Source organism: Pararhizobium qamdonense (assembly GCF_029277445.1).
GTDB lineage: Bacteria > Pseudomonadota > Alphaproteobacteria > Rhizobiales > Rhizobiaceae > Pararhizobium > Pararhizobium qamdonense.
Map to the genome: position 1 here is coordinate 709,597 of NZ_CP119566.1, position 24,663 is coordinate 734,259.

Below are 24,663 nucleotides of genomic sequence, written 5' to 3' on the forward strand. Positions count from 1 at the left end.
GAAAACATCATGGCACGCATCAATCTCGACCATATCCGCCACGCCTACGGCCCGAACCCGAAGAAACCCTCGGATTATTCGCTGAAGGAAGTCCATCACGAATGGAACGATGGCGGCGCCTATGCGCTGCTGGGCCCGTCCGGCTGCGGCAAGACCACGCTGCTCAATATCATTTCCGGCCTGCTGCAGCCGTCCGAAGGCAAGATCCTGTTCGACGGCAAGGATGTCACCAATCTGTCGACGCAGGAGCGCAATATCGCCCAGGTGTTCCAGTTCCCGGTGATCTACGACACGATGACCGTTTACGATAATCTGGCCTTTCCGCTGCGCAATCGCCGCGTTCCGGAAAATGAAGTCGATCGCCGGGTCACGGAAATCCTCGAGATGATCGGCCTGTCCGACCGTGCCAAGAAGAAGGCTCAAGGGCTGACCGCCGACCAGAAGCAGAAGATCTCGCTTGGCCGTGGTCTTGTCCGCTCCGATGTCAGCGCCATCCTGTTCGACGAACCGCTGACCGTCATCGATCCGCATATGAAATGGGTGCTGCGCTCGCAGCTGAAACGGCTGCACAAGCAGTTCGGCTTCACCATGGTCTATGTCACCCATGACCAGACCGAGGCACTGACCTTCGCCGACAAGGTCGTCGTCATGTATGACGGCGAGATCGTCCAGATCGGCACGCCCGCCGAGCTTTTCGAAAAGCCGAAGCACACATTCGTCGGCTATTTCATCGGCTCTCCGGGCATGAATGTTCTGCCGGCAAAGATCGATGGCGCGTCGGTCGATCTCGGTGGCGAGACGCTCGCCCTGTCGTTTGCGCCAAAATTCGCAGCTGGCGCCAAGACGGAGCTCGGCATACGCCCGGAATTCGTGCGGCTTGGCCGCGAGGGCATGCCGGTTGTGATTTCCAAGGTCGAGGATATCGGCCGCCAGAAGATCGTGCGCGCCACCTTCGCCAACAGGCCGATCGCCATCGTCGTGCATGAGGACGGCGAGATCCCGGCGGAACCGAAGATCACCTTCGATCCTGCGGCCATCAATATCTACGCCGACAGTTGGCGTGTAGGCGGGGAGGCCTGATCATGGAAAAGACCTGGAACAACAAGGCCTGGTTCATGGTCCTGCCGGTGCTGGTGCTGGTCGCCTTCTCGGCGGTCATCCCGCTGATGACGGTGGTCAACTATTCGGTACAGGACACGTTCGGCAACAATGAATTCTTCTGGGCGGGCACCGACTGGTTCATCCAGGTGCTGCAGTCCGACCGCTTCTGGGATGCGCTGACGCGTAACCTGATCTTCTCCGGGATCATCCTGGCGATCGAGATTCCGCTGGGTATCCTGATCGCGCTCAACATGCCAAAGACCGGGTTCGGCGTTCCCGTCTGCCTCGTCCTGATGTCGCTGCCGCTGCTCATTCCGTGGAATGTCGTCGGCACTATCTGGCAGGTGTTCGGGCGCGTCGATATCGGCCTGCTCGGCTATACGCTGGAAGCGATCGGCATTCGCTACAACTATGTCAACAACGTCTTCGACGCCTGGGTAACGCTGATCGTCATGGACGTCTGGCACTGGACGAGCCTTGTCGTGCTGCTCTGCTACGCTGGCCTCGTGTCGATCCCGGATGCCTATTACCAGGCAGCCAAGATCGATGGCGCATCGCGCTGGGCCGTGTTCCGCTATATCCAGCTGCCGAAGATGAAGCGCGTGCTCCTGATCGCCTTCCTCCTGCGCTTCATGGACAGTTTCATGATCTATACCGAGCCCTTCGTCATCACTGGCGGCGGTCCCGGCAATGCCACCACATTCCTGTCGATCGACCTCGTCAAGACGGCCATCGGCCAGTTCGACCTTGGTCCGGCAGCAGCACTTTCCCTCATCTACTTCCTGATCATCCTGTTGCTCTCATGGATATTCTACACCGTGATGACCAATAGCGATGCGCAGAGCTGACGGGCGGAGGGAGGAAAACAATGACCACCGCAACACATTCGACCGGCCGCAGCTTCTCCTGGATCGTGCCCACGATCTACATCATCTTCCTGCTCCTGCCGATCTACTGGCTCGTCAATATGAGCTTCAAGACGAATACCGAGATTACCGGTGCTTTTTCGCTCTATCCACATGCGCCGACGCTGCGCAACTATGCTGTCATCTTCACCGATCCGTCCTGGTATAACGGCTATATCAACTCGATCATCTATGTGGTGATGAACACCGTCATCTCGGTTTCGGTGGCGCTGCCTGCGGCCTACGCGTTCTCGCGCTACCGGTTCCTCGGCGACAAGCATCTGTTCTTCTGGCTGCTCACCAATCGCATGGCGCCGCCGGCCGTGTTCGCGCTGCCGTTCTTCCAGCTCTATTCCGCCTTCGGCCTGATCGATACGCATATTGCCGTGGCGCTGGCGCACTGCCTGTTCAACGTGCCGCTGGCGGTGTGGATCCTTGAAGGCTTCATGTCGGGCGTGCCGAAGGAAATCGACGAAACCGCCTATATTGACGGTTATTCCTTCCCGCGCTTCTTCATCCGGATCTTCATCCCGCTGATCGCATCCGGTATCGGCGTGGCGGCATTCTTCAACTTCATGTTCTCCTGGGTCGAACTGCTGATCGCCCGGACACTGACGACGACCGATGCCAAGCCGATTGCCGCGATCATGACACGGACGGTGTCTGCCTCCGGCATGGACTGGGGTGTGCTGGCGGCGGCCGGCGTGCTCACGATCATTCCCGGCGCGATCGTCATCTATTTCGTCAGAAACTACATTGCCAAGGGCTTCGCCCTGGGGAGGGTCTAATGGCCGCTATCACCCAACGCACCAACCGCTGGCCGCTGGCACTGGCCGCCGTCCTCGTCGTCTACGCTGTCTTGACCGGGCTGCTGATCATGGCGCTGCCGGTCAAGGACGGCGCGCGCGACTGGTTTGCGCCGCTGGTCCGCGGCGGCTGGATGGCCTGGTCCTTTCCCGGCGCCATGTTCTTTCTGACGATCTTTGCACTTCTGTCGCTGATGGCGGTCTGGGAATATGCCAGCCCGGGCGGCAATCCGCGCGTCGGCATCCTGCGGTTTGAGACGACGCGCGGCGACCGGCTGTTCGTCTCGCTGCTCGGCAGCGCCTTCATTCATCTCGCATGGCTGGGACTTGTCGGTCCCAACGTGTGGTGGGCTCTTGCTCTTTCCGTTGTCTACGCCATCGGCGTGTTCAAGCTGGTTTGAGACAAGATTACTGAAACGGATTGCCGGGGAGGCAGTCCGATACTGCAATCGCAAAACCTTTAAGGGAGGACAATTATGCGACGGCACCTTTTAACATCGACAGCAGTTCTGCTGCTGGCCTTTACCGGGTCCGCATATGCGGGCATGGACGAAGCAAAGCAGTTCCTGGACAAGGAAGTCGGCGACCTCTCGTCGCTCGATCGCGCCTCCCAGGAGAAGGAAATGCAGTGGTACATCGATGCTGCGAAGCCTTTCGCCGGCATGGATATCAAGGTCGTTTCCGAAACCCTGACGACGCATGAATATGAATCCAAGGTTCTTGCCCCGGCGTTTACCGCGATCACCGGCATCAAGATCACCCATGACCTGATCGGCGAAGGCGACGTCGTCGAAAAGCTGCAGACGCAGATGCAGTCGGGCGAAAACATCTATGACGCCTATGTCAACGACTCGGATCTGATCGGCACGCATTGGCGCTACCAGCAGGTTCGCAACCTGACCGACTGGATGGCCAACGAAGGCAAGGATGTCACCTCGCCGACGCTCGACCTGCCGGATTTCATCGGCACGTCCTTCACGACGGCGCCGGACAAGAAGCTCTACCAGCTTCCCGACCAGCAGTTCGCCAACCTCTATTGGTTCCGGTATGACTGGTTCAACGACGAGAAGAACAAGGCGGACTTCAAGGCGAAGTACGGCTACGACCTCGGCGTTCCCGTCAATTGGTCTGCCTACGAAGACATTGCCGAATTCTTCACCGGCCGCGAGATCGACGGCAAGAAGGTCTATGGTCACATGGACTACGGCAAGAAGGATCCGTCACTCGGCTGGCGCTTCACCGACGCCTGGCTTTCGATGGCCGGCAATGGCGACAAGGGCATTCCGAACGGCTTGCCGGTCGATGAATGGGGCATCAAGGTCAACGAGAAGTCCCAGCCGGTCGGTTCCTGCGTCGCGCGTGGCGGCGATACCAACGGCCCGGCCGCCGTCTACTCCATCCAGAAATATCTCGACTGGATGAAGGCTTATGCACCGCCGGCAGCCCAGGGCATGAACTTCTCCGAATCCGGCCCGGTTCCGGCCCAGGGTGAAGTTGCCCAGCAGATCTTCTGGTACACGGCGTTCACCGCCGATGCCGTCAAGAAGGGCCTGCCTGTCGTCAACGAGGACGGCACGCCGAAATGGCGCATGGCACCGTCGCCGCATGGCGTCTACTGGAAAGACGGCATGAAGCTCGGCTATCAGGACGTAGGTTCCTGGACGCTGATGAAATCGACACCGGAAGACCGCGCCAAGGCCGCATGGCTCTATGCGCAGTTCGTGACCTCGAAAACCGTTGATGTGAAGAAGAGCCATGTCGGCCTGACGCTCATCCGCGAATCCTCGATCCGCCATGAAAGCTTCACCAAGCGTGCGCCTGAACTCGGCGGTCTGATCGAGTTCTACCGTTCGCCGGCCCGCGTCCAATGGTCGCCAACCGGCACCAACGTTCCGGACTATCCGAAGCTGGCGCAATTGTGGTGGCAGGCTGTGGGTGATGCCGCAGCTGGCAACAAGACACCGCAGGAAGCCATGGATTCGCTGTGCGCCGAGCAGGAAAAGGTGCTTCAGCGCCTTGAGCGCGCCGGTGTCCAGGGCGATATCGGTCCGAAGCTCGCCGAAGAGCACGATCTCGAATACTGGAACAAGGATGCCGTTTCCAAGGGCAATCTCGCACCCCAGCTGAAGATCGAGAACGAAAAAGAAAAGCCGGTTACCATCAACTATGACGAACTGGTCAAGAGCTGGCAGTAACAAGCGAGCAAACCGGCGCCGGGTCATTCCGGCGCCGGAGCGCGCTTTCAGCACCCGTTGAAAATGAAACCGCCCGGAGAGATGATTTCCGGGCGGTTTTCGTTTGTTAAAGTGTGGTGTGCGGCGGTTAGAAACGTGTCTGGCGCTTCACTGCATTGATCGCTGTGTGAAAGATGATCTTCATGTCCAGGAACAGCGAGAAATTCCGGATATAATCGGCATCGCAGATGATCTGGCGGATCGCCATCCAGTGCTGGCCGGCCGGGCCAGTGAGGCCGCGCGTTTGCGCCAGTCCGGTCAACCCCGGCCGCATCAGGTTGCGGTCTTCATATCCCCGCACGAGGCCGTCATAGCTGCGCCCAGCAGCCATCATGTCGGGAACATGCGGGCGGGGGCCGATCAGCGAGAGGTCGCCTAAGAGCACGTTCCACAATCGCGGCAATACGGCGAGACGGGTCCTTGTCAGGAAGCGTCCCAGCGGCGTGAACGGAGGATCGAGGGTATCCGTCGTCTTGCAGCGGAATGTCAAAAGTTCGAACGGAGCGCCGTCGAGGCCCGTGTGCAGCTGCCGGACGAAAACCGGACCTCTGCTGTCCAGCTTGATGAGGACGGCAATGGCTGTCAGGGCGGGAGAAAGCACGATCAGCCCCAGAAGTGCGCTGGTGGCATCGATGGTTCGTTTGATTGCAAATTGAACAGGCAGGTTCGGGACCCGGACCGGGGTGAGGTAAAATTGGCTGCCGTCCGCGTGGGATTGCTCGCCGCGAAGCGTCGCGGCGCTTGCGGTCAGCGGGCCGCTGTCCACTGGGCGGATCAGCGCTGTTGGTTGCGGCAATGTTTTTTCCGTCATGATTTTACATCTCGTCGGCTTTGGACAAGCAATCCGTTGTCGCGTCGATCGTTCTCAATGAAGAATTCGCGGCAGAGGCGGATTGCTGTCGTACAGAGCGCCGAATGCAGCTGATGATGCGTCAGATGCTTTCGGGACTGTTCCGTCTTGGGCGCGATATCGTCCATTTTAACGATTTGTTAAAGAATAGCCTCTTTGCGAAAGCCTCGCGAATCCAATCCGTTGCCGTGGTTAATATGCGGCGGGCCGGAATTGCCCGGCCGGGCTTCCAACGAGCTTGATGTTTGCGGGCGGATTGCCGGTTTTAAGGTGCCGGAGTGCCCGGTTCTGTCAGGGGAAGGCCGCCTTTGCTTTCGCCGGCCATCATGCCGTCTATCATCGGCAGGCCATCCGTACCGGTGAGCGGAAACCATTTGCTCCGGTCGAAGAACAGGTCTCCCGGCACGTTGCGGTTCGGCTTGCTGATCTGATTGGCAAGGAAATTGTAGCGCGGGATTTCGCCGAATTCCCGTTTGAGCTGGATGCGGCTGCCGAAATTGCTGACATCGAAGGGTTCTAGCGCCTGGATTTTGGCAATGATCTCTTCCGGGTTTCCCCAGCGAACCTGATGCAGGAAGATGTTGGCGGCTTTCCCGGCGAGATCGGCGACTTTAGCCGTGTCGGCTGTGTTTTCGATATTCAGTTTGACGCGAAAGGAGGTGACGCGGTTTTCCCCGTCGCCCTTGATCAGGATGAAAAGTGACGATTGCACGGTTTGAGCGGCGCCTTCCGCCGGAAGGTCTATCGACGAGGAGCATTCCCAATTTTCATTGTTGGCGCGGCTGCTCGTCCACTCCAGTTGGCCAAAACCGCCGTCTCGCAACTGCTCGCACAGGGTGCCTGGATCGCTCTGGATCAGGCGGATGAAGCGCTGCTCTGCGGTCTTCAGATTGGCAAAGGCGTAGACCGGCAGGACCATGCGCGCCGGCGGCAGCCGTATGCCGCGGCTGTGCTTGATCGTCACTTTTTGTGGCGGCGGGGCGGGCTTGATGATCAGGCCGGGATAGCCGAGATAGGTCAGCAGCAGATCGAGATTGCGGTGATTGTTGGCAAGCAGGACCGTCGCCAGAATGCCGGCAAAGACCAGCCCGACCGCAGCCAGGAAGAAAATTTTTCCGGACCGGTTTTTTCGCGGCACGTTCATGGCGAGACCTGAAACGCGCAGGTTTCACCAGTCCTAGACATCATCGATCCGCATGCCCTAGCCATCCGGCGCTTCCCGCTACCCTGGCGATAGGTATTGTCGAGAAAAAACAGACATATCAAGGTATAAAAATGACGGAGGCCTCACCATCGCGTGACGCTCGGGAGTTTGTCGCAGGAAAAAGCCGACTTCATGCGGATTCATCCCGGTATGGCCACCGGTAACCTGCGCAGGCATCGTGACTTCAGTTCTGCTTTTTACTGCAGAGCGGTTGCCCGGCTGGCCGATGTTTCGCCGCCGAAGATGATCACCGCAAACAGCAGGACGCCGGCGAACGTGATCAGCGATGCGATGGCGACAACGGGCTCCATCTCCGGGTATCCGGTCAGCATGAGGTAGAGTGCCGGCACCATCAGGGCGACCCCAGCGGTATAGACCAGATATTGGATCATCGCGATCCGCCGTAGGGCCTTGGCAGGGTTCAGCGCGTGATATCCGCCAAAGATCGCCATGGTCACCCAGCCGAGCAGATTGGCATGGGCATGGGCGCCGATGGCGCTGTGATCCTGCGAGATGGCCATGTTCAGGCCCATAGCGATGCCGATGATCAGGAAAATGATGGCCGTGCGGAAATAGAGCGTTGCGATGCGTGGCATTGTGTCTTCCCCCGAAGTGTAACCCGTGGAATATTAGCATTCCCTCCAGCTCTGCGCGAGAAGCCAAATTTCGCCATTTCAAAACCGCGACGGGTTCGTCAACTTCCCTCGTCGGGAATGTTGAGGACATGGCCGCAGGCCTTGCAATGCACCGCGTCGGCGTCGTGGCGCTGAAGCCCGCATTGCGGGCAGGGGAAGACGACCTTGTGCGGCCGCACGATCGCCTGCGCCAGCCGCACGAACAGCGAAATGCCGAAAATCATCGTGATGATCGAGGTCAGCTTGCCAAGCGTTCCGGGCAGGGTGATGTCGCCGAAGCCGGTTGTCGTGATGGTGGCGACGGTAAAATAGAGCGCATCGACGAAGCCCTCGATGCCCGCCGCCTGATGATAGAAGAACGCGGTGTAGACAAAACCGGTGACGAGGAACAGGAAGGTGACGAAGTTGATGCAGGCGCGGACCACTTCTTCCCATTCGCCGTACCCTGCCCGTTTGATCAGCAGCGTGAACACCTTGCTCTGGCCCAGCGACCAGATGCGCAGGGCGCGCAGGAAGGCGAAGTTGGAAAACTGCGCGGGAAAAAGCAGGGTTGCAAGGATGGCAATATCCACCCAGGTCATCGGCCGGGTCAGCCAGCGCCGGAAGCTCGAGGCGATCAGCGCCCGGGCGCCAAGCTCGAAGGCGATCAGGGCGGCGATGGCATAGTCGATGATGAGAAAGGTGCTGCCGGCGGCGAAATAGGGGCCGACGAGGAAGAAGATGATAATGGCGAGATCGATGATCGCCATGGTGATCTGGAACCGGATGGCCCGCAGACTGGTGCCCAGATAGAGCATGCGCAGCCAGGCGCGTACACCCTGCAAAACCGGTTGTTCGGGTTCATCAATCTTTGCGTGCTTCGTCATGAAATTGAGATAGGCTGGTGCGCCGGAGCGGTCAATGCTGCGCATGCGGGACGCAGGCATTGTTCGCCGCAATGGCCTTCGAATTCGCGGGCGTTTTGACCGTCGCAGGAACGGCTGGAATCCGGCAGACGAAGATTACATTAAGTTCACTTTATTTAGCTGTTGCAGGATGTATATCGTTGGAGAAATCACAGTCTGCAATGCCCCACCAGGTGCTCCATGTCCGATCCAGCCGATAGAAACGATGAGCCCGGCGGCGCTCAGGTCCTTGTTCAGCGGGTGTGGCTTCAGGGCCGGCTGCTGACGGCGATTGCCACGATCCTCATCCTTGCCCTTGCGGGCTACGCGATCTTCCACCTGACAAGTGAAGTCCGCTACGAAGACGTGATGTCGGCGCTGGACAAGACCAGCGCCACGGCCATTGCGCTGGCGATCGGTTTCACCGGCTTGAGCTTCTTCGCGCTGACCTTCTACGATGTCGGGGCGTTGATCTATCTGAAGAAGAAATTGCCCTATGCGGATGTGGCGCTGACGGCGGCGGCGGCCTATGCCGTCGGGAATACTGCGGGTTTCGGGCCGCTCAGCGGCGGCGCCATCCGTTACCGCGCCTATTCGCGGCTGGGGTTGAAGCCTGAGGAAATCGGCGGCATCATCGCCTTTGTCACGCTTGCCTTCGGGCTGGGGCTGGCAAGCGTCGCAGCACTCAGCCTGTTGATGATCGCTCCGGAAGTGGCGCCGCTGGTCGGCATGAGTTCATCTGCGCTGCGCGCCATCGCGATTTTGATCCTCGCCGTTCTTGCCGCGCTGATGGTGGCGGGACGGGACAATCGCACCCTGCAACTGGGGCAATTTTCGCTGCGGGTTCCCGATTCGCGCACGGCGTCCCGCCAGTTTCTCGTCACCGTCTTCGATCTCGCCGCCTCGGCCTCCGTCCTTTACGTGCTGTTGCCCGATAACGTCATCGGCTGGCCGGCCTTTCTGGCCATCTATGCGGTGGCTGTCGGGCTTGGCGTACTCAGCCATGTGCCGGCCGGCCTTGGCGTGTTCGAGACCGTCATCGTTGCAGCGCTTGGCCAGGCCGTCGATGTCGATACGGTTCTGGGTGCGCTCGTCCTTTACCGCCTGATCTACCATGTCCTGCCGCTGCTTCTCGCCGTCATCTTCGTCATCGGTGCCGAATTGCGCAGCCTCTACCGCAAGCCGATGGCTTCCAGCCTTCGCCGGGTTGCGGGGCGGCTGACGCCGTTGCTGCTTGCCACGCTGGCGCTGATCCTGGCCGCCATGCTGGTGTTTTCCAGCGTCACGCCGACGCCGGACGGCAACCTGGCCTTCCTGTCGGATTACGTGCCGTTGCCGATCATCGAAGGCACGCATTTCCTGGCAAGCCTGCTTGGCCTCGTTCTCGTCATTGTCGCGCGCGGACTTGCGCGGCGGCTGGACAGCGCCTGGTGGGCGGCACTTGTGGTTGCCGTCATTGCCCTGCTGTTTTCGCTCCTCAAGGCGGTCGCGCTGATCGAGGCCAGCCTTCTGGCCTTCTTGATCGTCAGCCTGCTGGCCACGCACCGCCTGTTCGACCGGCCGGCAAACCTGTCGAACGAACGGCTGACGCTGCCTTGGCTGACGGCGATGCTGGCGCTCTGCGCCTTCGCCGTGATCGTGCTGTTGTTCGTCTATCGCGACGTCGAATACAGCAATACGCTCTGGTGGCAGTTCGAACTGTCGGAGGAAGCGCCGCGTGGCCTGCGTGCGGTGCTCGGCTTGACGATCTTTTCGGGTGCGGCCGCACTCTGGAGCCTGCTGCGGCCGGCCAAGGGTCCGCGAGAAGCGTCGTCCATGGCCGATATCGACAGGGCGATCGCCATCGCGAGGGCGCAGGACATGTCGGACGCCAATCTCGTGCGGATGGGCGACAAGAGCCTGATGTTTTCAACCGATGGCCGCGCCTTCATCATGTATGGCCGCCAGGCCCGGTCCTGGATTGCGCTGTTTGATCCGGTCGGCCCGCGCGATGCCTGGCCGGACCTGATCTGGCAGTTCATCGAGGAGGCACGGTCCTGCGGCTGCCGCCCGGTCTTTTACCAGGTGTCTCCCGCCGGACTGTCCTATTACGCGGATGCGGGGCTGCGGGCGTTTCGCCTGGGCGAGCTTGCCACGGCCGATCTGACGACGTTCGAGCTCAAGGGCGGCAAATGGGCCACCCTTCGCCAGACCGTCAGCCGGGCGCAGCGCGATGGGCTGGAATTCGCTGTGGTCGAGCCGGATGGCATCCCGGCCATCATGGGCGATCTGGTTGCGGTCTCCGACGCCTGGCTTGAGCATCACCGTGCCAAGGAAAAGGGGTTTTCGCTGGGAGCATTCAATGCCAGCTATATTGCCGCCCAGCCGGTTGGAATTCTCAGGCTGAACGGCAAGATCGTCGCCTTTGCCAACATTCTCGTGACCGATGTCTGCGAGGAAGGGACGATCGACCTGATGCGCTTCCTGCCGGATGCACCAAAGGGCTCGATGGATTTTCTGTTCGTATCGCTGATGGAATATCTGCGCGACAAGGGGTTCAAGCGGTTCAATCTGGGCATGGCGCCGCTCGCCGGACTTTCGGGACGGCGGTCGTCGCCGGTGTGGGACAAGGTGGGCCGTACGGTTTTCGAACACGGCGAACGCTTTTATAACTTCAAGGGCCTGAAGGCCTTCAAGTCGAAATTCCATCCGCACTGGCAGCCGCGCTACATGGCGGCGGGTGGTGGTATCAATCCCGTTCTGGCACTGATGGATGCAACATTCCTGATTGGCGGCGGCGTAAAGGGAATTGTGAAGAAATGATCTTGAAGACATTTTGCCAGGCCGCCTTTGCAGCCAGTCTGTTGCTTGCCGCAGTCCCGGCGCGGTCGCAAGATCCGGCCGCCTTCGATACCGGCATGATCCCCTCGCCGCATATCCTCATGCCGTCCGGCGACGTCGCTGCCGCCGTCGTCCTGATTTCCGACAAGGCCGGCTGGTCGGACAAGGAAGACACGCTTGCCAAGAGCCTCACGGATGGCGGGGCGCTGGTCATCGGTATCGATCTGCCAAGCTATCTGGCGTCGCTCTCAAAGGATGATGGCGACTGCATCTACATGGTCTCCGATATCGAGGCGCTGAGCCAGCAGGTTCAGCGGGCGGCCAAAAACAATGACTACCGGCTGCCGATCGTTGCCGGTGCGGGGGCGGGCGGTGCGTTGGCCCTTGCCATTGCCGCGCAGACCCCGGCGGCGACGATCGGGCAGACGCTGGCGATCGATCCGGAGGCCGGGATCGCGCTGAGCAAGCAACTCTGTACGCCTGCCGAGAAGAAAAAGCTGGGCGATCACATGCTCTATGGCCTGACCGACGGGCCGCTTCCCGATCCGGTCACCGTGCTGTTCACAAAGGACGCACCGGCCGATGGCCGCGCCCATGTGGCGGAACTGACCGCCAAGCATAGCGATATCGAGATCACCGAAACGGATGACGACATGTGGACGGCCTTTTCCGATGCGTTGTCGGCGCTGGTGACTGCATCTGCAGGTGAGGACAATCCGCTCGGCCTGCCCTTGACCGTGCTTGAGGCCAAGCCGACGCGCGATACGATGGCGATCGTTTATTCCGGCGACGGCGGCTGGCGCGATATCGACAAGGAAGTCGGCGATGTCCTGCAAAAGCAGGGCATGCCGGTGGTCGGCATCGATTCGCTGCGTTACTTCTGGTCGGAACGCCAACCGCAGGAAACCGCCGATGACCTGCACCGCATCATCGCGCTCTATAGCAAGCGCTGGAACGTCAAGCACATCCTGCTGATCGGCTATTCCTTCGGCGCCGATATTCTGCCGAGGACCTACAATCTCCTGCCGCAGGCCGATCGCGACCGCGTGGCGCAGGTGTCGCTACTCGCCGTATCGCATCAGGTGGACTACAAGATTTCGGTGCTTGGCTGGCTGGGTGCGTCTGCCGCCGATGGGGCAGGCGATCCGGCGGATGACATCACCAAGATGAAGCCGGCGCTCGTGCAGTGCATCTATGGCACGGACGAAGAAGACGATGTATGCCCGACCTTGAAGGATACCGGCGTCGAAGTCATCGGCATCGAGGGCGGCCATCATTTCGATGAGGACTATCCGGCGCTGGTGAAGCGCATCCTGGATGGCTTCGATCGCAGGATTGCTGCGGGCGCCAAACCTTGAGGTATAGTCAAAGACACAAAAAAGCGCTGGACCAACTTCGCAGTTGGCCCAGCGCTCTATTAAAAACTGTCGTCTGCTGTCGACGCTATTGCTTCTTGGCTTCCTCGGTGTCAGCGCGGCCGCTGGGGATCGAGCTGGAGGTGACCGAAACCGGGTCGCTGGCGGGGAAGGATGATTCCAGGCCTTCATCCAGTTGTTCTTCCAGCGTCCCCGTATCACTGGCAGCCCGCGCGCTGCGCAGGGAAATCACGGCGGGTGATTCCGTTGAAGAATCGTCGTTGGCGCCGGCATCTGCCTCGCCCTCCTCGGATTGCTCGAAGCTCGCCACCTGCAGCATCATCTGTTTGGCGCGTGCGATGGCATTGAGCCGGTTGAGGCCATCGGATTCCGTCTGCTGCATCTGAACTGAAATCACGTCGCCGCCTTCGCCGACGAATTCGACGGTCATGAGGCCGGATGACGGTTGCGGATGGACCTGTGTGCCGATGACTTCCATAACAATTGCCTCCGTGAATACGTTACCGCTGATAACAACGTCTGGGGAGGTTTTGTTCCGCGCGCAGACCTGCATTCTGCACCACGGCAAGGTGCCTGCCTTGCAGATCCGGCCCTGATTTTGGCCAGCAAGACGGCTCGCAAAGACAGTCGCCTGAATGCAAAAAGAGCGGCCGGAGCCGCTCTTTGATGGATGAGAATGGAGCGGCAGCGATCAGGCTGCGACGTCGTCCAACTCGCGATCCTTGAACATGCGGGCAAGGTTCAGGAAGCAGATCATGCCGGTTTCGTTGGCGATGATGCCTTCCGCATAGCTCTTGTCGAAGGATGTGGTGATTTCCGGAACCGGCTGCACCTGGTCACCGCGAACGGTCAGGATGTCGGAGACGCGGTCGACGACGAGGCCGATAACCATGTTGTGGACCTCGGCAACGACGATGGCGCTGCGCTCGTTGGCAACCGTGCTCTTCATGCCGAGCTTATGGGCAAGGTCGATGATCGGAATGACGGTGCCGCGCAGGTTCATGACGCCGAGAACGTCGGCCGGCGAATGCGGGATCGGGGTGGAGGGCGCCCAGCCGCGGATTTCGCGGATCGTCGTGGTCTTCACGCAGAATTCCTGATCGTGAAGACGGAAGGCGATGATCTCGAGTGTTTCGTGACCAAAGGTACCTGTAGAGATCGTAGTGTTCATCAAAATTCTTCCCAGCTATCCCGATTGGCGGCAACTGCCATGTTTGAACTAAAGGCCTTCGCTACCCGGTTGGCCATGGTTCGGGCCGGGGAAGCGACCGGTTTTGCGTCCTGCCGCGCTGTCGCCAAGCGACCCTGCGATGCCTCGCCGACCTTGAACTGGCTGAGCAGACTGAAAAGACTGTCCGCTTCCTTTGCCAAGGCATGGCTGGCAGCCGTGGATTGCTCGACCATTGCTGCATTCTGCTGTGTACCTTGGTCCATTGTATTCACAGCCAGGTTAATTTCTTTCAAACCGGTCGCCTGTTCTTTCGCACCTTCGACAATCGCGGTCACATTGGTATTGATCTGATGCACCTGCGCCAGGATTTCCTCCAGCGCCTTGCCGGCCTGGCCGACGAGGGAGACGCCGGTTTTCACCTGATCGCTGGAGGTGGTGATCAGGCTCTTGATCTCCTTGGCTGCTTTTGCCGAGCGCTGGGCAAGTTCGCGCACTTCCTGCGCCACCACCGCAAAGCCCTTGCCGGCATCGCCGGCGCGGGCCGCCTCGACGCCGGCATTCAGCGCAAGCAGGTTGGTCTGGAAGGCGATCTCGTCGATGACGCCGATAATGCTGGAAATCTCGCGCGAGGAGTTTTCGATCCTGCCCATCGCCTCGACGGCATTTTGCACCACAGCGCTGGAGCGCTCGGCGCCGAGCTTGGTCTGTGCCACCAGCGTGCCTGCCTCTTCGGCGCGGCGGCTGCTGTCTGCCACCGTCGTGGTGATCTGTTCGAGGGCTGCGGCAGTTTCCTCGATCGATGCTGCCTGCTGTTCGGTACGCTTTGAAAGATCCACGGCCGCATTGTGGATCTCGCTCGATCCGGCAGTGATCGCCTGCGCATTGGTGCCAACGGCGCGCATGGCCTGTTTCAGCTTGTCGATGGACTCGTTGAAGCTGATACGCAGGTTTTCGAGCGCCGGGATGAATTGCCGGTCGAGATGCTGATCGAGATTGCCCTCGGCCAGATCCTTCAGCGCGCCTGCCAGTTCTTGGCTGTTGTTGACGCGGCCGGTCACGTCGGTGGCGAACTTGACCACTTTCACGACCGATCCATTCAGGCCGAAGATTGGATTGTAGCTTGCCTGGATCCAGACCTGCCTGCCGCCCTGACCGATCCGCTTGAATTCGTCGGCAATGAACTCGCCGGTGCGCAGCTTGGCCCAGAAGTCCCTGTATGCGTCACTGCGGCTATAGGTGGGCTCGCAGAACATGCTGTGATGCTTGCCCTGGATGTCCGAGAGTTTGTAGCCGAGCGTGGCCAGAAAATTCTCGTTCGCGCTCAGGATATCGCCGTTCGGGGTGAATTCGATGACGGCCTGGGCGCGCGAGATCGCATCGATCTTGCCGGCATCCTCGGCGTTTTTCAGTTTTGCTTCGGTGACGTCGGTTGCAAACTTGATGATCTTGTAGGGTTTTCCTCCCCGGAAGACGGGATTGTAGGATGCCTCGATCCAGATTTCCCGGCCACCTTTTCCGATGCGCTTATATTGGCGGCGATCGAACTCGCCACGGGCAAGCCGCTGCCAGAACTGGCTGTACTCGGGGCTAACCGCATCGGCCGGATCGACAAAGATGCGGTGGTGCTGGCCGATAATCTCGGAGAGGCCGTATCCCAGGGTTTTGCAGAAGTTCTCGTTGGCTGTCAGAATCTTTCCCTGCAGATCGAACTCAATGATGGCCTGCGATCGCTGCATCGCAGACAGGATTGCCTTGGCATCGCGGCCGAAAGGCGATGGGAAACTGCTCATGGCTGTCGGTCCTTATGGCACGGCGAAGCAAGGCGCGCGGATGCGCGCCGCTCGATCGGGGCGAAGTTGCGTTGCTTGGAAATGCGCACGTCTGGAACGGTACCCTCATCGTGTGAGGTCCCGTCAGGTCATGCCGGGTTACCGGCGTTGCGCGAAAGCGTCATGCCCGGTCCTGACCGGTCGCGTAGCAATATCTAGGGGTTAAAACTTGAACAGATATTTAAGATTTGGCGTTTCCCGATCAGGATCGGCAAAAATATGACAATTAAAAATACCCGGCTCAACGCCGGGTATGGAGTGAAAATCGGGCACATTCAAAGGGTGCAGAAAGCCGCATTTTGAGGCTTTGCGCCGCCAATCACTGTGCGGTGAGAACACCGGCGAATTGTTCGACAGCCCAATCCACCTGATCGGCCGTGATGACCAGCGGCGGAGCGATGCGGATCGTGTCGCCATGGGTGTCCTTGGCAAGGATGCCGCGTTCTTTCAGCGCTTCGCAATATTTGCGGGCGCCGCCGGCTTCGGGAACCAGTTCGACGGCGAGCATCAGGCCACGGCCGCGCACCTCCTTGATGATGTTGGAGCGGATATCCTTGAGGCCCGCCTGGAAACGATCCCCCATGCGGGCGGAGTTGCCGATCATGTCTTCGTCTGTCAGTGCTTTCAGCGAGGCGCGGGCAATGGCGCAAGCCAGCGGATTGCCGCCGAAGGTCGAGCCATGCTGGCCGGGCTTCAGGACACCCAGAACCTCGGAATTGGAGAGCACAGCCGAGACCGGATAGAAGCCGCCCGAGAGCGCCTTGCCGATCAGGGTTACGTCGGCTTCGATGCCCTCGTGTTCTTCGGCAAGCAGCTTACCGGTGCGGCCAAGGCCGGTCTGGATCTCGTCGAGGATCAGCGTAATGCCATGCTTGGAGCAGAGTGCGCGCACTTCCGGGAAATAGCCCTGCGGCGGGATCATCACGCCGGCTTCGCCCTGGATCGGCTCGATCAGGAAGGCCACGGTGTTTTCATTGATAGCAGAGCGGAAGGCTTCGATATCGCCGAACGGAACGGTCTTGAAGCCGGGCGCGAACGGGCCGAAGCCGGAGCGGGCGTCCGGATCGGTCGAGAAGCCGACAATGCCCATGGTGCGGCCATGGAAATTGTTGGAGCAGACAATGATCTCGGCCTTGTTCTCTGCAACGCCCTTGACCTCGTAACCCCATTTACGCACCGCCTTGACGGCGGTTTCGACGGCTTCGGCACCGGAATTCATCGGCAGGATCTTGTGGCTACCGGTCAGGGCTGCCAGTTCCTCGTAGAAATGCGCGAGCTGGTCGTTGCGGAAGGCGCGTGACGTCAGCGTCAGCTTGCCTGCCTGCTCGACCATCGCGGCAAGGATCTTCGGGTGGCAATGGCCCTGGTTGACGGCGGAATAGGCCGACAGGCAGTCGAGGTAACGATTGCCGTCGAGGTCCCAGACATAAACGCCTTCGCCGCGCGACAGGACGACGTCGATCGGTTTGTAGTTATGTGCGCCCAGCCGGTATTCGGTTTCGATCAGTGCGTTGGTCGTGTTCATGGTTCCTCCGGTCGTTTGTTTGGGTCAGGCGCTACGGGTCGGGCGATCAAGGATGCGGCGGCCGAACAGGCTGGCTGTCAGTTCGACGAGGATGCGGGCGCTCTTGCCGCGATCGTCGAGGAAGGGGTTGAGCTCGACCAGATCCAGCGAGGAGACGAGGCCGCTGTCGCAGAGCATTTCCATGATCAGATGCGCTTCGCGAAAAGTCGCGCCGCCGGGAACCGTTGTGCCGACCCCGGGTGCCAGTTCGGGATCGAGAAAATCGACGTCGAGGCTGACATGCAGCAGGCCATTGGCGGCTTTGATCGTGGCGATGATCTCATGCATGATATGGGCCATGCCGGTCTCGTCGATGGCGCGCATGTCATAGACATTGACGCCATGCGCGGCGATTTCCTCGCGTTCGCGGTCATCGACCGAGCGGATACCGACCTGGAACACGTTCTTCGGATCGACCATCGGCCGGTCCTTGTCGAGGATCGGCGTGAATTCGGCCTGGCCGCAGAAGAAAGCCACCGGCATGCCGTGCATGTTGCCGGACGGCGATGTTGCGGGCGAGTTGAAATCGGCATGGGCATCGAGCCAGAGGACGAAGAGCGGACGGCCCTGCTCCTTGGCATAGCGCGCCATGCCGGAGACCGAGCCCATCGACAGGGCATGATCGCCGCCGAGGATTACCGGGAATTTGCCGGCGCGGGCAGCCTGATGCACCGATTCATCGAGCGCGCGGGTGATGGCCGCGACGATCTGCAGATTGTTGGCTTTCGGATGATTGGGTAGATCGCGGGCAGGAAGCGGCCTCAGGTCGCCTTCGTCGGTCACGTTGTGGCCAAGGCCGGCCAGGATGGTGTCGAGACCGGCAATGCGCAGGGCCGCCGGACCCATGGCCGCGCCGCGGCGGCCGGAGCCTTCTTCCAGTGGTGCGCCGATGAGCACAATGTTCTTGTTGGATTCAGCCATGATCTTCCCCGCAAGTTCGCGTGATGCCGGTTTGCCCGGTTTGTGCGCGGATTATACGGGTTTGTTCGTTGGCAAATAGATGGAAAACTGGCAAATAGGCAGCTATAATTGACAGTATGAGAAGCGCGAGTGGACAGAATGATAAGTCTCGATGATCTCGATCATTCCCTGATCAGTGCGCTGCGTCACAATGCCCGCACGCCTGTTTCCGCCCTTGCCGCGACCACCGGCGCATCACGCGCGACGGTCGCTGCCCGCATCGACCGTCTGGTGGCGTCCGGCACCATTGCCGCATTCACCATCCGGACCGGGGCGGAGCTTTCCGGCAGCGGCGTGCGCGCTATCGTCATGATCGAAATCCACGGCAAGATGGCCGACCGTGTCGCCATGCAGCTGCGCGGCCTGCCGCAGGTGCGGGCGCTTCACTCGACCAATGGCCGGTGGGATTTCATTGCGGAGCTGGAGGACAAGGATCTTGCGACATTCGACGAGACATTGCGCCTCATCCGGCTGATCGACGGGATCAACCTCACGGAAACGAACATTCTCCTGAAGACCAGCAAGATTTCAGCAGCGGTTTAATCAGTATGGTATCGAGCGGCTTTGCCGCTCAATATTCCTTCTCATAGAAGATACCGCCGCCAGCGCCGCTGGCGCCAGCTTCGCCGCGCAGCTTGACGCCCCGGCCGACATCGAGATTGATGATCGCCTTGCCGCCACCGGCCTCTGCTCCCGATTGCAGTTCGAGATAGGTCCGGTCGTTGAGATACTTTCCGGCCGTCACTGTGGCGCCGCCGGTCGCGTCCGTCGAAACGTCGAGATCATCCACACCCAGCTTGTTGCGCAGCCCGCTCAAGAGCGAGTTGGAGCCACCGCCGGCCAGTTCGCTCACCGCGCTGGCGAGCTGCGCGATCTGCAGGGCCGACAGATTGGACAGCGACCGGTTGAAGATCAGCTGCGCCAGGATTTCGTCCTGCGGCAAGGCAGGCGACGAGGAGAACGTGATGGCCGGATTGTTGGCCGGGCCGGCGACGTTGACGGTGACTGTCGTCGATCCGGCGGTGGAAGTAGCGTCGAGGTCGAGAGTGGGCACCAGATTGCCGCCGAAGCTGATCGTGCCATCGGCAAAGGTGAGACGCTTGCCGAGAATTTCCAGCCGGCCACGCCGCATTTCGAAAGCGCCGGAGACGGCGGGTTCGGCTGCGGTGCCGCGAATGGTCAGGTCGCCGCCGAGTTCGGCATCGATACCGCGTCCGCGCACAAACAGTTTGCTCGGTGCGCTGACGGCCAGATCGAAAGCAATGCCGCCGCTTTTGGTGCTGCCGCCGCTGCCCGTATCCTTGCGGACGTCCGCTTCCATCTGCCTTACCTTGGCAGGCGCGTTCTTGTGCTTGATGTCGATCTCCGACAGCGACGCGGGAAGCTTTTCCGGAATGGTGATCGCGGCCTTGCTGATCGTCACCTTGCCGCCCAGCACCGGCGTTGCGGTCAAGGAACCCGTCAACGTCAACGCACCATCGACGCTGGCTGTGAACAGGCTGCCATCGACATAGGTTGCCTTGGCCAAGCGTATGGCAAGATTGGCCGGGAAGCCGGATCCTGGGGCGATGCCGACCGTTCCGGTGACATCGAGCGTGCCGCCGCTGGCGAGCTTGCCGGAAAGCTTCTGGATATTTGCCTGCCTGCCATCGAGCGCAACATTGGCGGTCAGATCGGTGATCGCCACATTATGCCGGACATCAACGAAGCGTGCGCCTGATGTGGAGATCGTGCCGGTAACCTGCGGTGCGGTGGCGGCACCCGTGATGGACAGATCGACATTGGCCGCGCCGGTCAGGGTGAAGCCCTGTGCGGCCAGGAGGTCTGCGGCAAGGCCGAAGGGCAGATTGCCGGATGCCTTGATGTCGAGCGGCATATTGCCGGTGATGCCGACCTTGCCGCCGGCTTTGAAGGCGAGGCCGCCTGCACCATTCAGCGTGGTGTCAAGCGTCACAACATTGTTGGCAAACTGGCCTTTCGCTGCGATATCGAGCGCGCCGACGCCAGCGGATTTCGCCTGCGCGATTGCGGCATTTGCCCAGCGCAGATCATAGGCGACGACAGGTGCTGCCGATGTTCCGGTGACATCGACCTTGCCGCTGATGGCACCATCGGCCCCGAGCGACGGCACGAATGTGTTGGCGAGGCTTGCGGGCAAAGCATTGAGGTTGACGTCGAGATCGAGCTTTTCTCCGGCCGAGCCGGTCACGGCGACCGTACCTCCGGAAGCGCCGATCGTCAGCTTCTGCAGGCTGACCCTGCCGTTCTCGATGGTGATCGTCGTTGGCGCCGACAGTTTGACCGGGATTTTTCGCGGCGCGGCGGAGAAGGACGCCAGATTGACGGTCGTTTTGCCGTTTGCCGTCTGGATATCGGCCCGCAGGTTGAGCGGCGCACCGTCATACTGGCCGTCGAGCGTCACGTCGGTCTTGCCAGCCTGCTGGGTGAAGTCGAGCTTCAGGCCGTTGACGCGGTTTTGACCCTGCGCAAAGGCCTCGACCGAGAGATTGCCCTTGATCGCCAGAGCCTTGAGGTCGGCGATCGTGATGTCTGCGACGGGCTTTGTGATAACGAGATCGCCGCGCCTGATGCCCGAACCGCTGGCTTTCAGTGCAATCGAGGTCTTGCCGCTCTCGCTGTTGATCGAAGCCGATCCGGCCAGATCGCCGGAAGCTTTCTCGCCCGCCATGGCGGCCAGCAGGCCGACATCGGGGAATGTGAAGTCGATATTGCCCTGCGGCAGGAAATCGGTGGTGAACTGGATCTTGCCGTTCAGCCTGTTGTCGCCGATCTGCACCTGCAGAACCGGAAGGCTGGTGCGGCCATTCTCGGAGACGAGGTCGGCATTGACGTTGATCGCCTGGCCGCCCAGCGCGCCGGTGGCCTTGATCTTTGCCTGCGGATTGTCCGGGTTGGCGGTCGCATCGGCGGTGAGCTGAAGGTCGCTCAGGGTCCGCCCGGCCAGCGTCGCGCCGCTGGATGTGACTTCGGCCTTGATGGCGAGATTGTCGAGCGGGCCGGTGGCATCGACCTTGAAATCGGCGATGCCACTTGCATCCGCCAGTACCTTGCCGAGATCCGGCAGGGTGCCGGTCAAAGCGGCCGTGAGAGCGCCATCCTTGAGGCCAACGGAGCCGGCGGCCTGGATCGTACCGGAACCGACGGCCAGCCTGCTGACATCCACTGCACCATCCGCACCGGTGGTCACCATGCCGGACAATGTGATTGGGGTGTCGAACTTGGTGGAAACGGATGTGGGAAGGCCGGCCGGGAGAATGGAGAGGTTGAACCCGGCATTCAGCGACTTTGCAGCAATCTCGTACGCGCCGTTGACCGTGCCGCCAAGATGGTTGCTGTCGATGGTAACGGGATCAAAGCCGATCCGGTTCGGAGACACATCGAGAACGGTTTCGACCTTCAACGGTCCTTTCACCAGACGGTCGAGATCGGCGCTCGTCAGTTGCGTATTGCCGGTCTCGATGCGGGTGTTGATCAGGCCGGTCTGGGTCGACAAGTTGAAGGCGTCGCTGCGAGCCGTCAGCCTGATCGCTTCGATGCGGCCTTGCGGAAGGGCGAGCTGGCCGATATCGGCGCGGACGTCGAGTATGGCGGACTGCATGCTGCCGGTGATCGATGCGGTGCCGGTATCGAGCACGACATGCGCCTCGCCGTTTTCCAGCGGCAGGCGTGCGTCGATGCCGGCGAGTGCCGCGGTAATATCGAGCTTTTCACCGGCGCTGCCGTTCAGGGTCACCGTGCCGCCGGACGCGGCGATCGCCAGCTCCTGCAGATTGACCGCGCCGTTTTCGATCGTGATCGTCGTTGGTGCTGCCAGTTGCAGCGGAATCTTCTTCGGTGCTGCGGCAAACGACTGGAGATTGATCGTCGTCTTGCCGCCAGCGCTCTCAAGGTCGCCGCGCGCTGTCAGGGGGGCCGCGTCATAGGTGCCGTCGAGGGCGAAGTTCGTCTTTGGCCCCTGTTGCTCGAAGCCGAGCTTCAGCCCGGCAAGGCGCGTGTCGCCCTGGCTGATCTCTTCGACGGTGACTGCGCCCTTGATCGCCAGCGCCTTCAGATCGGCGATGGTAATGTCGGCTGCGGGTTTGCTGATGACGAGATCGCCGCGCGTGATGCCCGACCCGTTGGCCTTGACGGCAACCGAGGTGACGCCGTTGTCAGACGTGATGCTGGCCGTGCCCGCAAGGTCTCCGGACGCGGTCTGGCCCGCCATGGCGGCAAGCAATCCGAGGTCGGGGAAGTTGAAGGTGAGCGCGCCGTTCGGCTGGAAATCCGCCGTCAGGTCGAGCGCCCCCGTCAGCGTGTTCTGGCCGATTGTCGCTTCGATCGAGGGAAGGCTGGTCGCACCTTTGGCAGACGCGATTTCGGCCTTGGCGTTGATGGCCTGTCCATCCAGAGCGCCGGTGGCGGTCACTGTCGCATTCGGGCCGTTCTGGCCGACTGTTGCGTCGGCGTTGATTGCCAGATCGTTGAGCGTGCGTCCGGCAAGCGTTGCGCCATTCGCCGTCACCTCGGCCTTGATCGCCAAAGCATCGAGCGGGCCGCTGACATCCGCCTTGAAATTGGCCGCACCCTTGGCGTCTGCAAGGAACCTGCCGATTTCCGGGACGACGCCGCTGATGGCCGCTGTCAGGTTTCCGGTTTCAAGTGCCGCCGATCCCATTGCCTCGATGGTTCCGGACTTCAGCGCGAGATCGCTCACCGTGACATTGCCATTCGCCCCGGTGCCGAGATTGCCGGTCAGCGCAATGGTCGTATCAAATTTTGCCGCAAGCGCCGGGGGGAGAACGGCTGGCAGCGCGAAGAGCTTGAAGCCGGTGGCAAATGTGTTTTCCGCGATGGTGTAGGAGCCGGTGAGCGTTCCGCCAATGCTGGCGCTCTCCAGCGTCAACGGATCGAAGGAGACCGTTTCGGGGGTGACCGACAATGTACCGTCGATTTTCACGGGGCCTTTGACCAGGCGGTCGATATCGGCGCTGACGAAGCGCGTGGCGCCCGTCTCGATCGCTGTCTTCAAGGGGCCGGTCTTGGTCGAGAGATTGAAGCCGTCGCTGAAGGCATGCAGCTTGATCGCCTCGATCTCGCCCTGCGGCAGCGTTGCCTTGCCGATATCGGCGCCGATGTCGAGGACGGCGGCCTGGGCTTCGCCGATCAGCGAAACGCTGGCATTGTTGATCGAGAGCTGCGCCTCGCCCTTTGCCAGCGGCAGGCGGAAGTCGATCGGGCCATTGGTACCCGTCAGGCTTGCCTGCAGGTCGTTTTGACCGGCTGTGCTATAGGTGCCGGATGCGGCAAATGTCAGCGCGGCGGTGGAGAATTTGCCTCTGTTGATGCGCATGGTCGTGCCATCGAGCGCTGCCGACAAATCGATGTCGGTCGTGCCTTGAAACAGCGGCCGGAAGGCGGGTGGCAAGAGATCGCTGAATGTGCCGCCGCCCTTCAGAGACAGGGTGCGAAATCCATCCGGAGCCAGCGTGTGCTCGCCGTCCACCTTCAGCACTTCATTGCCGTCCAGTGCTGCGGTGGCCGTGCCCGTCCATTTCGTCAGCGGACCATCGCCGGTGACCGAAATGCTGACCGCCGGTTCGCCCGGCAGGCGCATGGCCTTTGCCAGCAATCCGCCCTTCGGTTCGTTGATCGTGGTTTCGAGCTTCAGCTCGTTGGCGGCCGGATTGAAGACGATATCGGCAATCGCCTTGGCCTCCGGCCGGTCGCGCTGCGCAACCGCAAGAGCTGCGGCAATGCTGGCATTGGTCGCATTCAGCTTACCCTGCGCATTCAGGAACTGATCGACGCCGGCAATATCCTTGCCGATGATGATTTCTTCCAGATCAAAGGCATCGATCTTGACCTCGAGCGGCAAGGCGAAAGACTGGCGGACTTCCCTGGTTTCCTGCGAGGGGATCGGCAGCCGTTCAAGGCGCACGGACCCTGCCGATACGTTTGCCGCATCAAAGCGCTTGGAGAACAGAGCTGTCGGCGACCAGTCGATCTTGACTTCACGGATTTCCGCATAGACGCCTTTGCTGTCGAACAGGGTTACGCTGGAGGCGGTGAAATCACCGGTCAGGAGTGCGCTCGGGTCGTTGATGCGAACGATCTGGTCCGGGGTCGAGGCATATTTCTCGATCATCGCGGCGACAAAACGCGCGCCGGGCGCGGTAAAGCCTGCGAATAGGACCAGAAGCACGAGGGCGATCAGGGCAAAGCTTGCGCCATAAGCCAGCCAGCGCGACGCGATTTTCAGAAAACGGAGCAAACGATTCATTGTTCATCCATAGCGCAAGTCGCGTTGCGGTGAAATTGCGG

The 24,663-nt window shown here is 60.7% G+C and carries 19 protein-coding genes; 9 read left to right on the forward strand and 10 right to left on the reverse strand.

The annotated features are described in order from the left end of the window. Positions 1-9: 9 nt before the first annotated feature. From PYR65_RS03450 to PYR65_RS03470, 5 genes are all read left to right on the forward strand, one after another. The gene (locus tag PYR65_RS03450; protein WP_276119908.1) at positions 10-1,080 is read left to right on the forward strand and encodes an ABC transporter ATP-binding protein; all 1,071 of its coding nucleotides are present in this window, start codon (positions 10-12) and stop codon (positions 1,078-1,080) included. A 2-nt stretch (positions 1,081-1,082) separates the two neighbouring features. After that, entirely contained in the window at positions 1,083-1,949 is an 867-nt protein-coding gene (locus tag PYR65_RS03455; protein WP_276119909.1) for a carbohydrate ABC transporter permease, read from the forward strand. 20 nt (positions 1,950-1,969) lie between these two features. Further along, positions 1,970-2,794, forward strand: a complete 825-nt coding sequence (locus PYR65_RS03460) for a carbohydrate ABC transporter permease (protein ID WP_060639057.1) — start codon at positions 1,970-1,972, stop codon at positions 2,792-2,794. After that, the gene (locus tag PYR65_RS03465) at positions 2,794-3,213 is read left to right on the forward strand and encodes a DUF2160 domain-containing protein (protein WP_276119910.1); all 420 of its coding nucleotides are present in this window, start codon (positions 2,794-2,796) and stop codon (positions 3,211-3,213) included. The genes PYR65_RS03460 and PYR65_RS03465 overlap by 1 nt, the downstream gene beginning before the upstream one ends. 75 nt (positions 3,214-3,288) lie before the next feature. Further along, positions 3,289-5,007, forward strand: coding sequence for an ABC transporter substrate-binding protein (locus PYR65_RS03470; protein WP_060639058.1), 1,719 nt, complete (start codon positions 3,289-3,291; stop codon positions 5,005-5,007). Between the two features lie 127 nt (positions 5,008-5,134). On the opposite strand, the gene PYR65_RS03475 is transcribed toward PYR65_RS03470, so the two are convergent. Continuing rightward, positions 5,135-5,857: a sugar transferase gene (locus PYR65_RS03475; RefSeq protein WP_276119911.1), complete on the reverse strand. Its 723-nt coding sequence runs from the start codon at positions 5,855-5,857 to the stop codon at positions 5,135-5,137. A gap of 104 nt (positions 5,858-5,961) precedes the next feature. On the opposite strand from PYR65_RS03475, the gene PYR65_RS03480 reads away from it, so the two are divergent. Then, positions 5,962-6,138, forward strand: a complete 177-nt coding sequence (locus PYR65_RS03480) for a hypothetical protein (protein WP_276119912.1) — start codon at positions 5,962-5,964, stop codon at positions 6,136-6,138. A gap of 23 nt (positions 6,139-6,161) precedes the next feature. Here PYR65_RS03480 and PYR65_RS03485 read toward each other — a convergent pair whose 3' ends face one another. The 3 genes from PYR65_RS03485 to PYR65_RS03495 all read right to left on the reverse strand — a co-directional run bounded on the left by PYR65_RS03485 (position 6,162) and on the right by PYR65_RS03495 (position 8,601). Further along, positions 6,162-7,040 (reverse strand): DUF6030 family protein, encoded by an 879-nt coding sequence (locus PYR65_RS03485; RefSeq protein WP_276119913.1) that lies wholly within the window; start codon positions 7,038-7,040, stop codon positions 6,162-6,164. 257 nt (positions 7,041-7,297) lie between these two features. Further along, positions 7,298-7,696 carry a heme-copper oxidase family protein gene (locus tag PYR65_RS03490; RefSeq protein WP_060639060.1) on the reverse strand — a complete coding sequence of 133 codons (399 nt, stop codon included), beginning with the start codon at positions 7,694-7,696 and terminating at the stop codon, positions 7,298-7,300. A gap of 98 nt (positions 7,697-7,794) precedes the next feature. After that, on the reverse strand, positions 7,795-8,601 hold the full coding sequence (locus PYR65_RS03495) for an ion channel (protein WP_082546794.1): 807 nt from the start codon (positions 8,599-8,601) through the stop codon (positions 7,795-7,797). 219 nt (positions 8,602-8,820) lie between these two features. Between PYR65_RS03495 and mprF the strand changes: the two genes are divergently transcribed. Then, complete coding sequence (gene mprF / locus PYR65_RS03500; RefSeq protein WP_276119914.1) at positions 8,821-11,421, forward strand: bifunctional lysylphosphatidylglycerol flippase/synthetase MprF; 2,601 nt, start codon at positions 8,821-8,823, stop codon at positions 11,419-11,421. Further along, on the forward strand, positions 11,418-12,797 hold the full coding sequence (locus tag PYR65_RS03505; protein ID WP_276119915.1) for a virulence factor family protein: 1,380 nt from the start codon (positions 11,418-11,420) through the stop codon (positions 12,795-12,797). The genes mprF and PYR65_RS03505 overlap by 4 nt, the downstream gene beginning before the upstream one ends. A gap of 85 nt (positions 12,798-12,882) precedes the next feature. On the opposite strand, the gene PYR65_RS03510 is transcribed toward PYR65_RS03505, so the two are convergent. The 5 genes from PYR65_RS03510 to rocF form a co-directional block, all read right to left on the reverse strand. Further along, on the reverse strand, positions 12,883-13,293 hold the full coding sequence (locus PYR65_RS03510) for a hypothetical protein (RefSeq protein ID WP_276119916.1): 411 nt from the start codon (positions 13,291-13,293) through the stop codon (positions 12,883-12,885). A gap of 213 nt (positions 13,294-13,506) precedes the next feature. Beyond that, a complete protein-coding gene (locus PYR65_RS03515) occupies positions 13,507-13,986 on the reverse strand; it encodes a chemotaxis protein CheW (protein WP_060639064.1) in 480 nt (159 codons plus the stop codon). Further along, on the reverse strand, positions 13,986-15,776 hold the full coding sequence (locus tag PYR65_RS03520; protein WP_276119917.1) for a methyl-accepting chemotaxis protein: 1,791 nt from the start codon (positions 15,774-15,776) through the stop codon (positions 13,986-13,988). The genes PYR65_RS03515 and PYR65_RS03520 overlap by 1 nt, the downstream gene beginning before the upstream one ends. A gap of 358 nt (positions 15,777-16,134) precedes the next feature. Next, a complete protein-coding gene (rocD, locus tag PYR65_RS03525; RefSeq protein ID WP_276119918.1) occupies positions 16,135-17,340 on the reverse strand; it encodes an ornithine--oxo-acid transaminase in 1,206 nt (401 codons plus the stop codon). A 24-nt stretch (positions 17,341-17,364) separates the two neighbouring features. Beyond that, entirely contained in the window at positions 17,365-18,300 is a 936-nt protein-coding gene (gene rocF, locus PYR65_RS03530) for an arginase (RefSeq protein WP_060639067.1), read from the reverse strand. 138 nt (positions 18,301-18,438) lie between these two features. On the opposite strand from rocF, the gene PYR65_RS03535 reads away from it, so the two are divergent. Then, positions 18,439-18,882 (forward strand): Lrp/AsnC family transcriptional regulator, encoded by a 444-nt coding sequence (locus tag PYR65_RS03535; protein WP_060639102.1) that lies wholly within the window; start codon positions 18,439-18,441, stop codon positions 18,880-18,882. Positions 18,883-18,910: 28 nt separating this feature from the next. Here the strand turns inward: PYR65_RS03535 and PYR65_RS03540 are convergent, their stop codons facing one another. Then, entirely contained in the window at positions 18,911-24,622 is a 5,712-nt protein-coding gene (locus PYR65_RS03540) for a translocation/assembly module TamB domain-containing protein (protein WP_276119919.1), read from the reverse strand. Positions 24,623-24,663: the final 41 nt, after the last annotated feature.

Bases quoted from the DNA above. Each gene is read 5' to 3' on its own strand.
- PYR65_RS03450 (WP_276119908.1), top strand. From the start codon at position 10: ATGGCACGCATCAATCTCGACCATATCCGCCACGCCTACGGCCCGAAC.
- PYR65_RS03455 (WP_276119909.1), top strand. From the start codon at position 1,083: ATGGAAAAGACCTGGAACAACAAGGCCTGGTTCATGGTCCTGCCGGTG.
- PYR65_RS03460 (WP_060639057.1), top strand. From the start codon at position 1,970: ATGACCACCGCAACACATTCGACCGGCCGCAGCTTCTCCTGGATCGTG.
- PYR65_RS03465 (WP_276119910.1), top strand. From the start codon at position 2,794: ATGGCCGCTATCACCCAACGCACCAACCGCTGGCCGCTGGCACTGGCC.
- PYR65_RS03470 (WP_060639058.1), top strand. From the start codon at position 3,289: ATGCGACGGCACCTTTTAACATCGACAGCAGTTCTGCTGCTGGCCTTT.
- PYR65_RS03475 (WP_276119911.1), bottom strand. From the start codon at position 5,857: ATGACGGAAAAAACATTGCCGCAACCAACAGCGCTGATCCGCCCAGTG.
- PYR65_RS03480 (WP_276119912.1), top strand. From the start codon at position 5,962: ATGCAGCTGATGATGCGTCAGATGCTTTCGGGACTGTTCCGTCTTGGG.
- PYR65_RS03485 (WP_276119913.1), bottom strand. From the start codon at position 7,040: ATGAACGTGCCGCGAAAAAACCGGTCCGGAAAAATTTTCTTCCTGGCT.
- PYR65_RS03490 (WP_060639060.1), bottom strand. From the start codon at position 7,696: ATGCCACGCATCGCAACGCTCTATTTCCGCACGGCCATCATTTTCCTG.
- PYR65_RS03495 (WP_082546794.1), bottom strand. From the start codon at position 8,601: ATGACGAAGCACGCAAAGATTGATGAACCCGAACAACCGGTTTTGCAG.
- mprF (WP_276119914.1), top strand. From the start codon at position 8,821: ATGTCCGATCCAGCCGATAGAAACGATGAGCCCGGCGGCGCTCAGGTC.
- PYR65_RS03505 (WP_276119915.1), top strand. From the start codon at position 11,418: ATGATCTTGAAGACATTTTGCCAGGCCGCCTTTGCAGCCAGTCTGTTG.
- PYR65_RS03510 (WP_276119916.1), bottom strand. From the start codon at position 13,293: ATGGAAGTCATCGGCACACAGGTCCATCCGCAACCGTCATCCGGCCTC.
- PYR65_RS03515 (WP_060639064.1), bottom strand. From the start codon at position 13,986: ATGAACACTACGATCTCTACAGGTACCTTTGGTCACGAAACACTCGAG.
- PYR65_RS03520 (WP_276119917.1), bottom strand. From the start codon at position 15,776: ATGAGCAGTTTCCCATCGCCTTTCGGCCGCGATGCCAAGGCAATCCTG.
- rocD (WP_276119918.1), bottom strand. From the start codon at position 17,340: ATGAACACGACCAACGCACTGATCGAAACCGAATACCGGCTGGGCGCA.
- rocF (WP_060639067.1), bottom strand. From the start codon at position 18,300: ATGGCTGAATCCAACAAGAACATTGTGCTCATCGGCGCACCACTGGAA.
- PYR65_RS03535 (WP_060639102.1), top strand. From the start codon at position 18,439: ATGATAAGTCTCGATGATCTCGATCATTCCCTGATCAGTGCGCTGCGT.
- PYR65_RS03540 (WP_276119919.1), bottom strand. From the start codon at position 24,622: ATGAATCGTTTGCTCCGTTTTCTGAAAATCGCGTCGCGCTGGCTGGCT.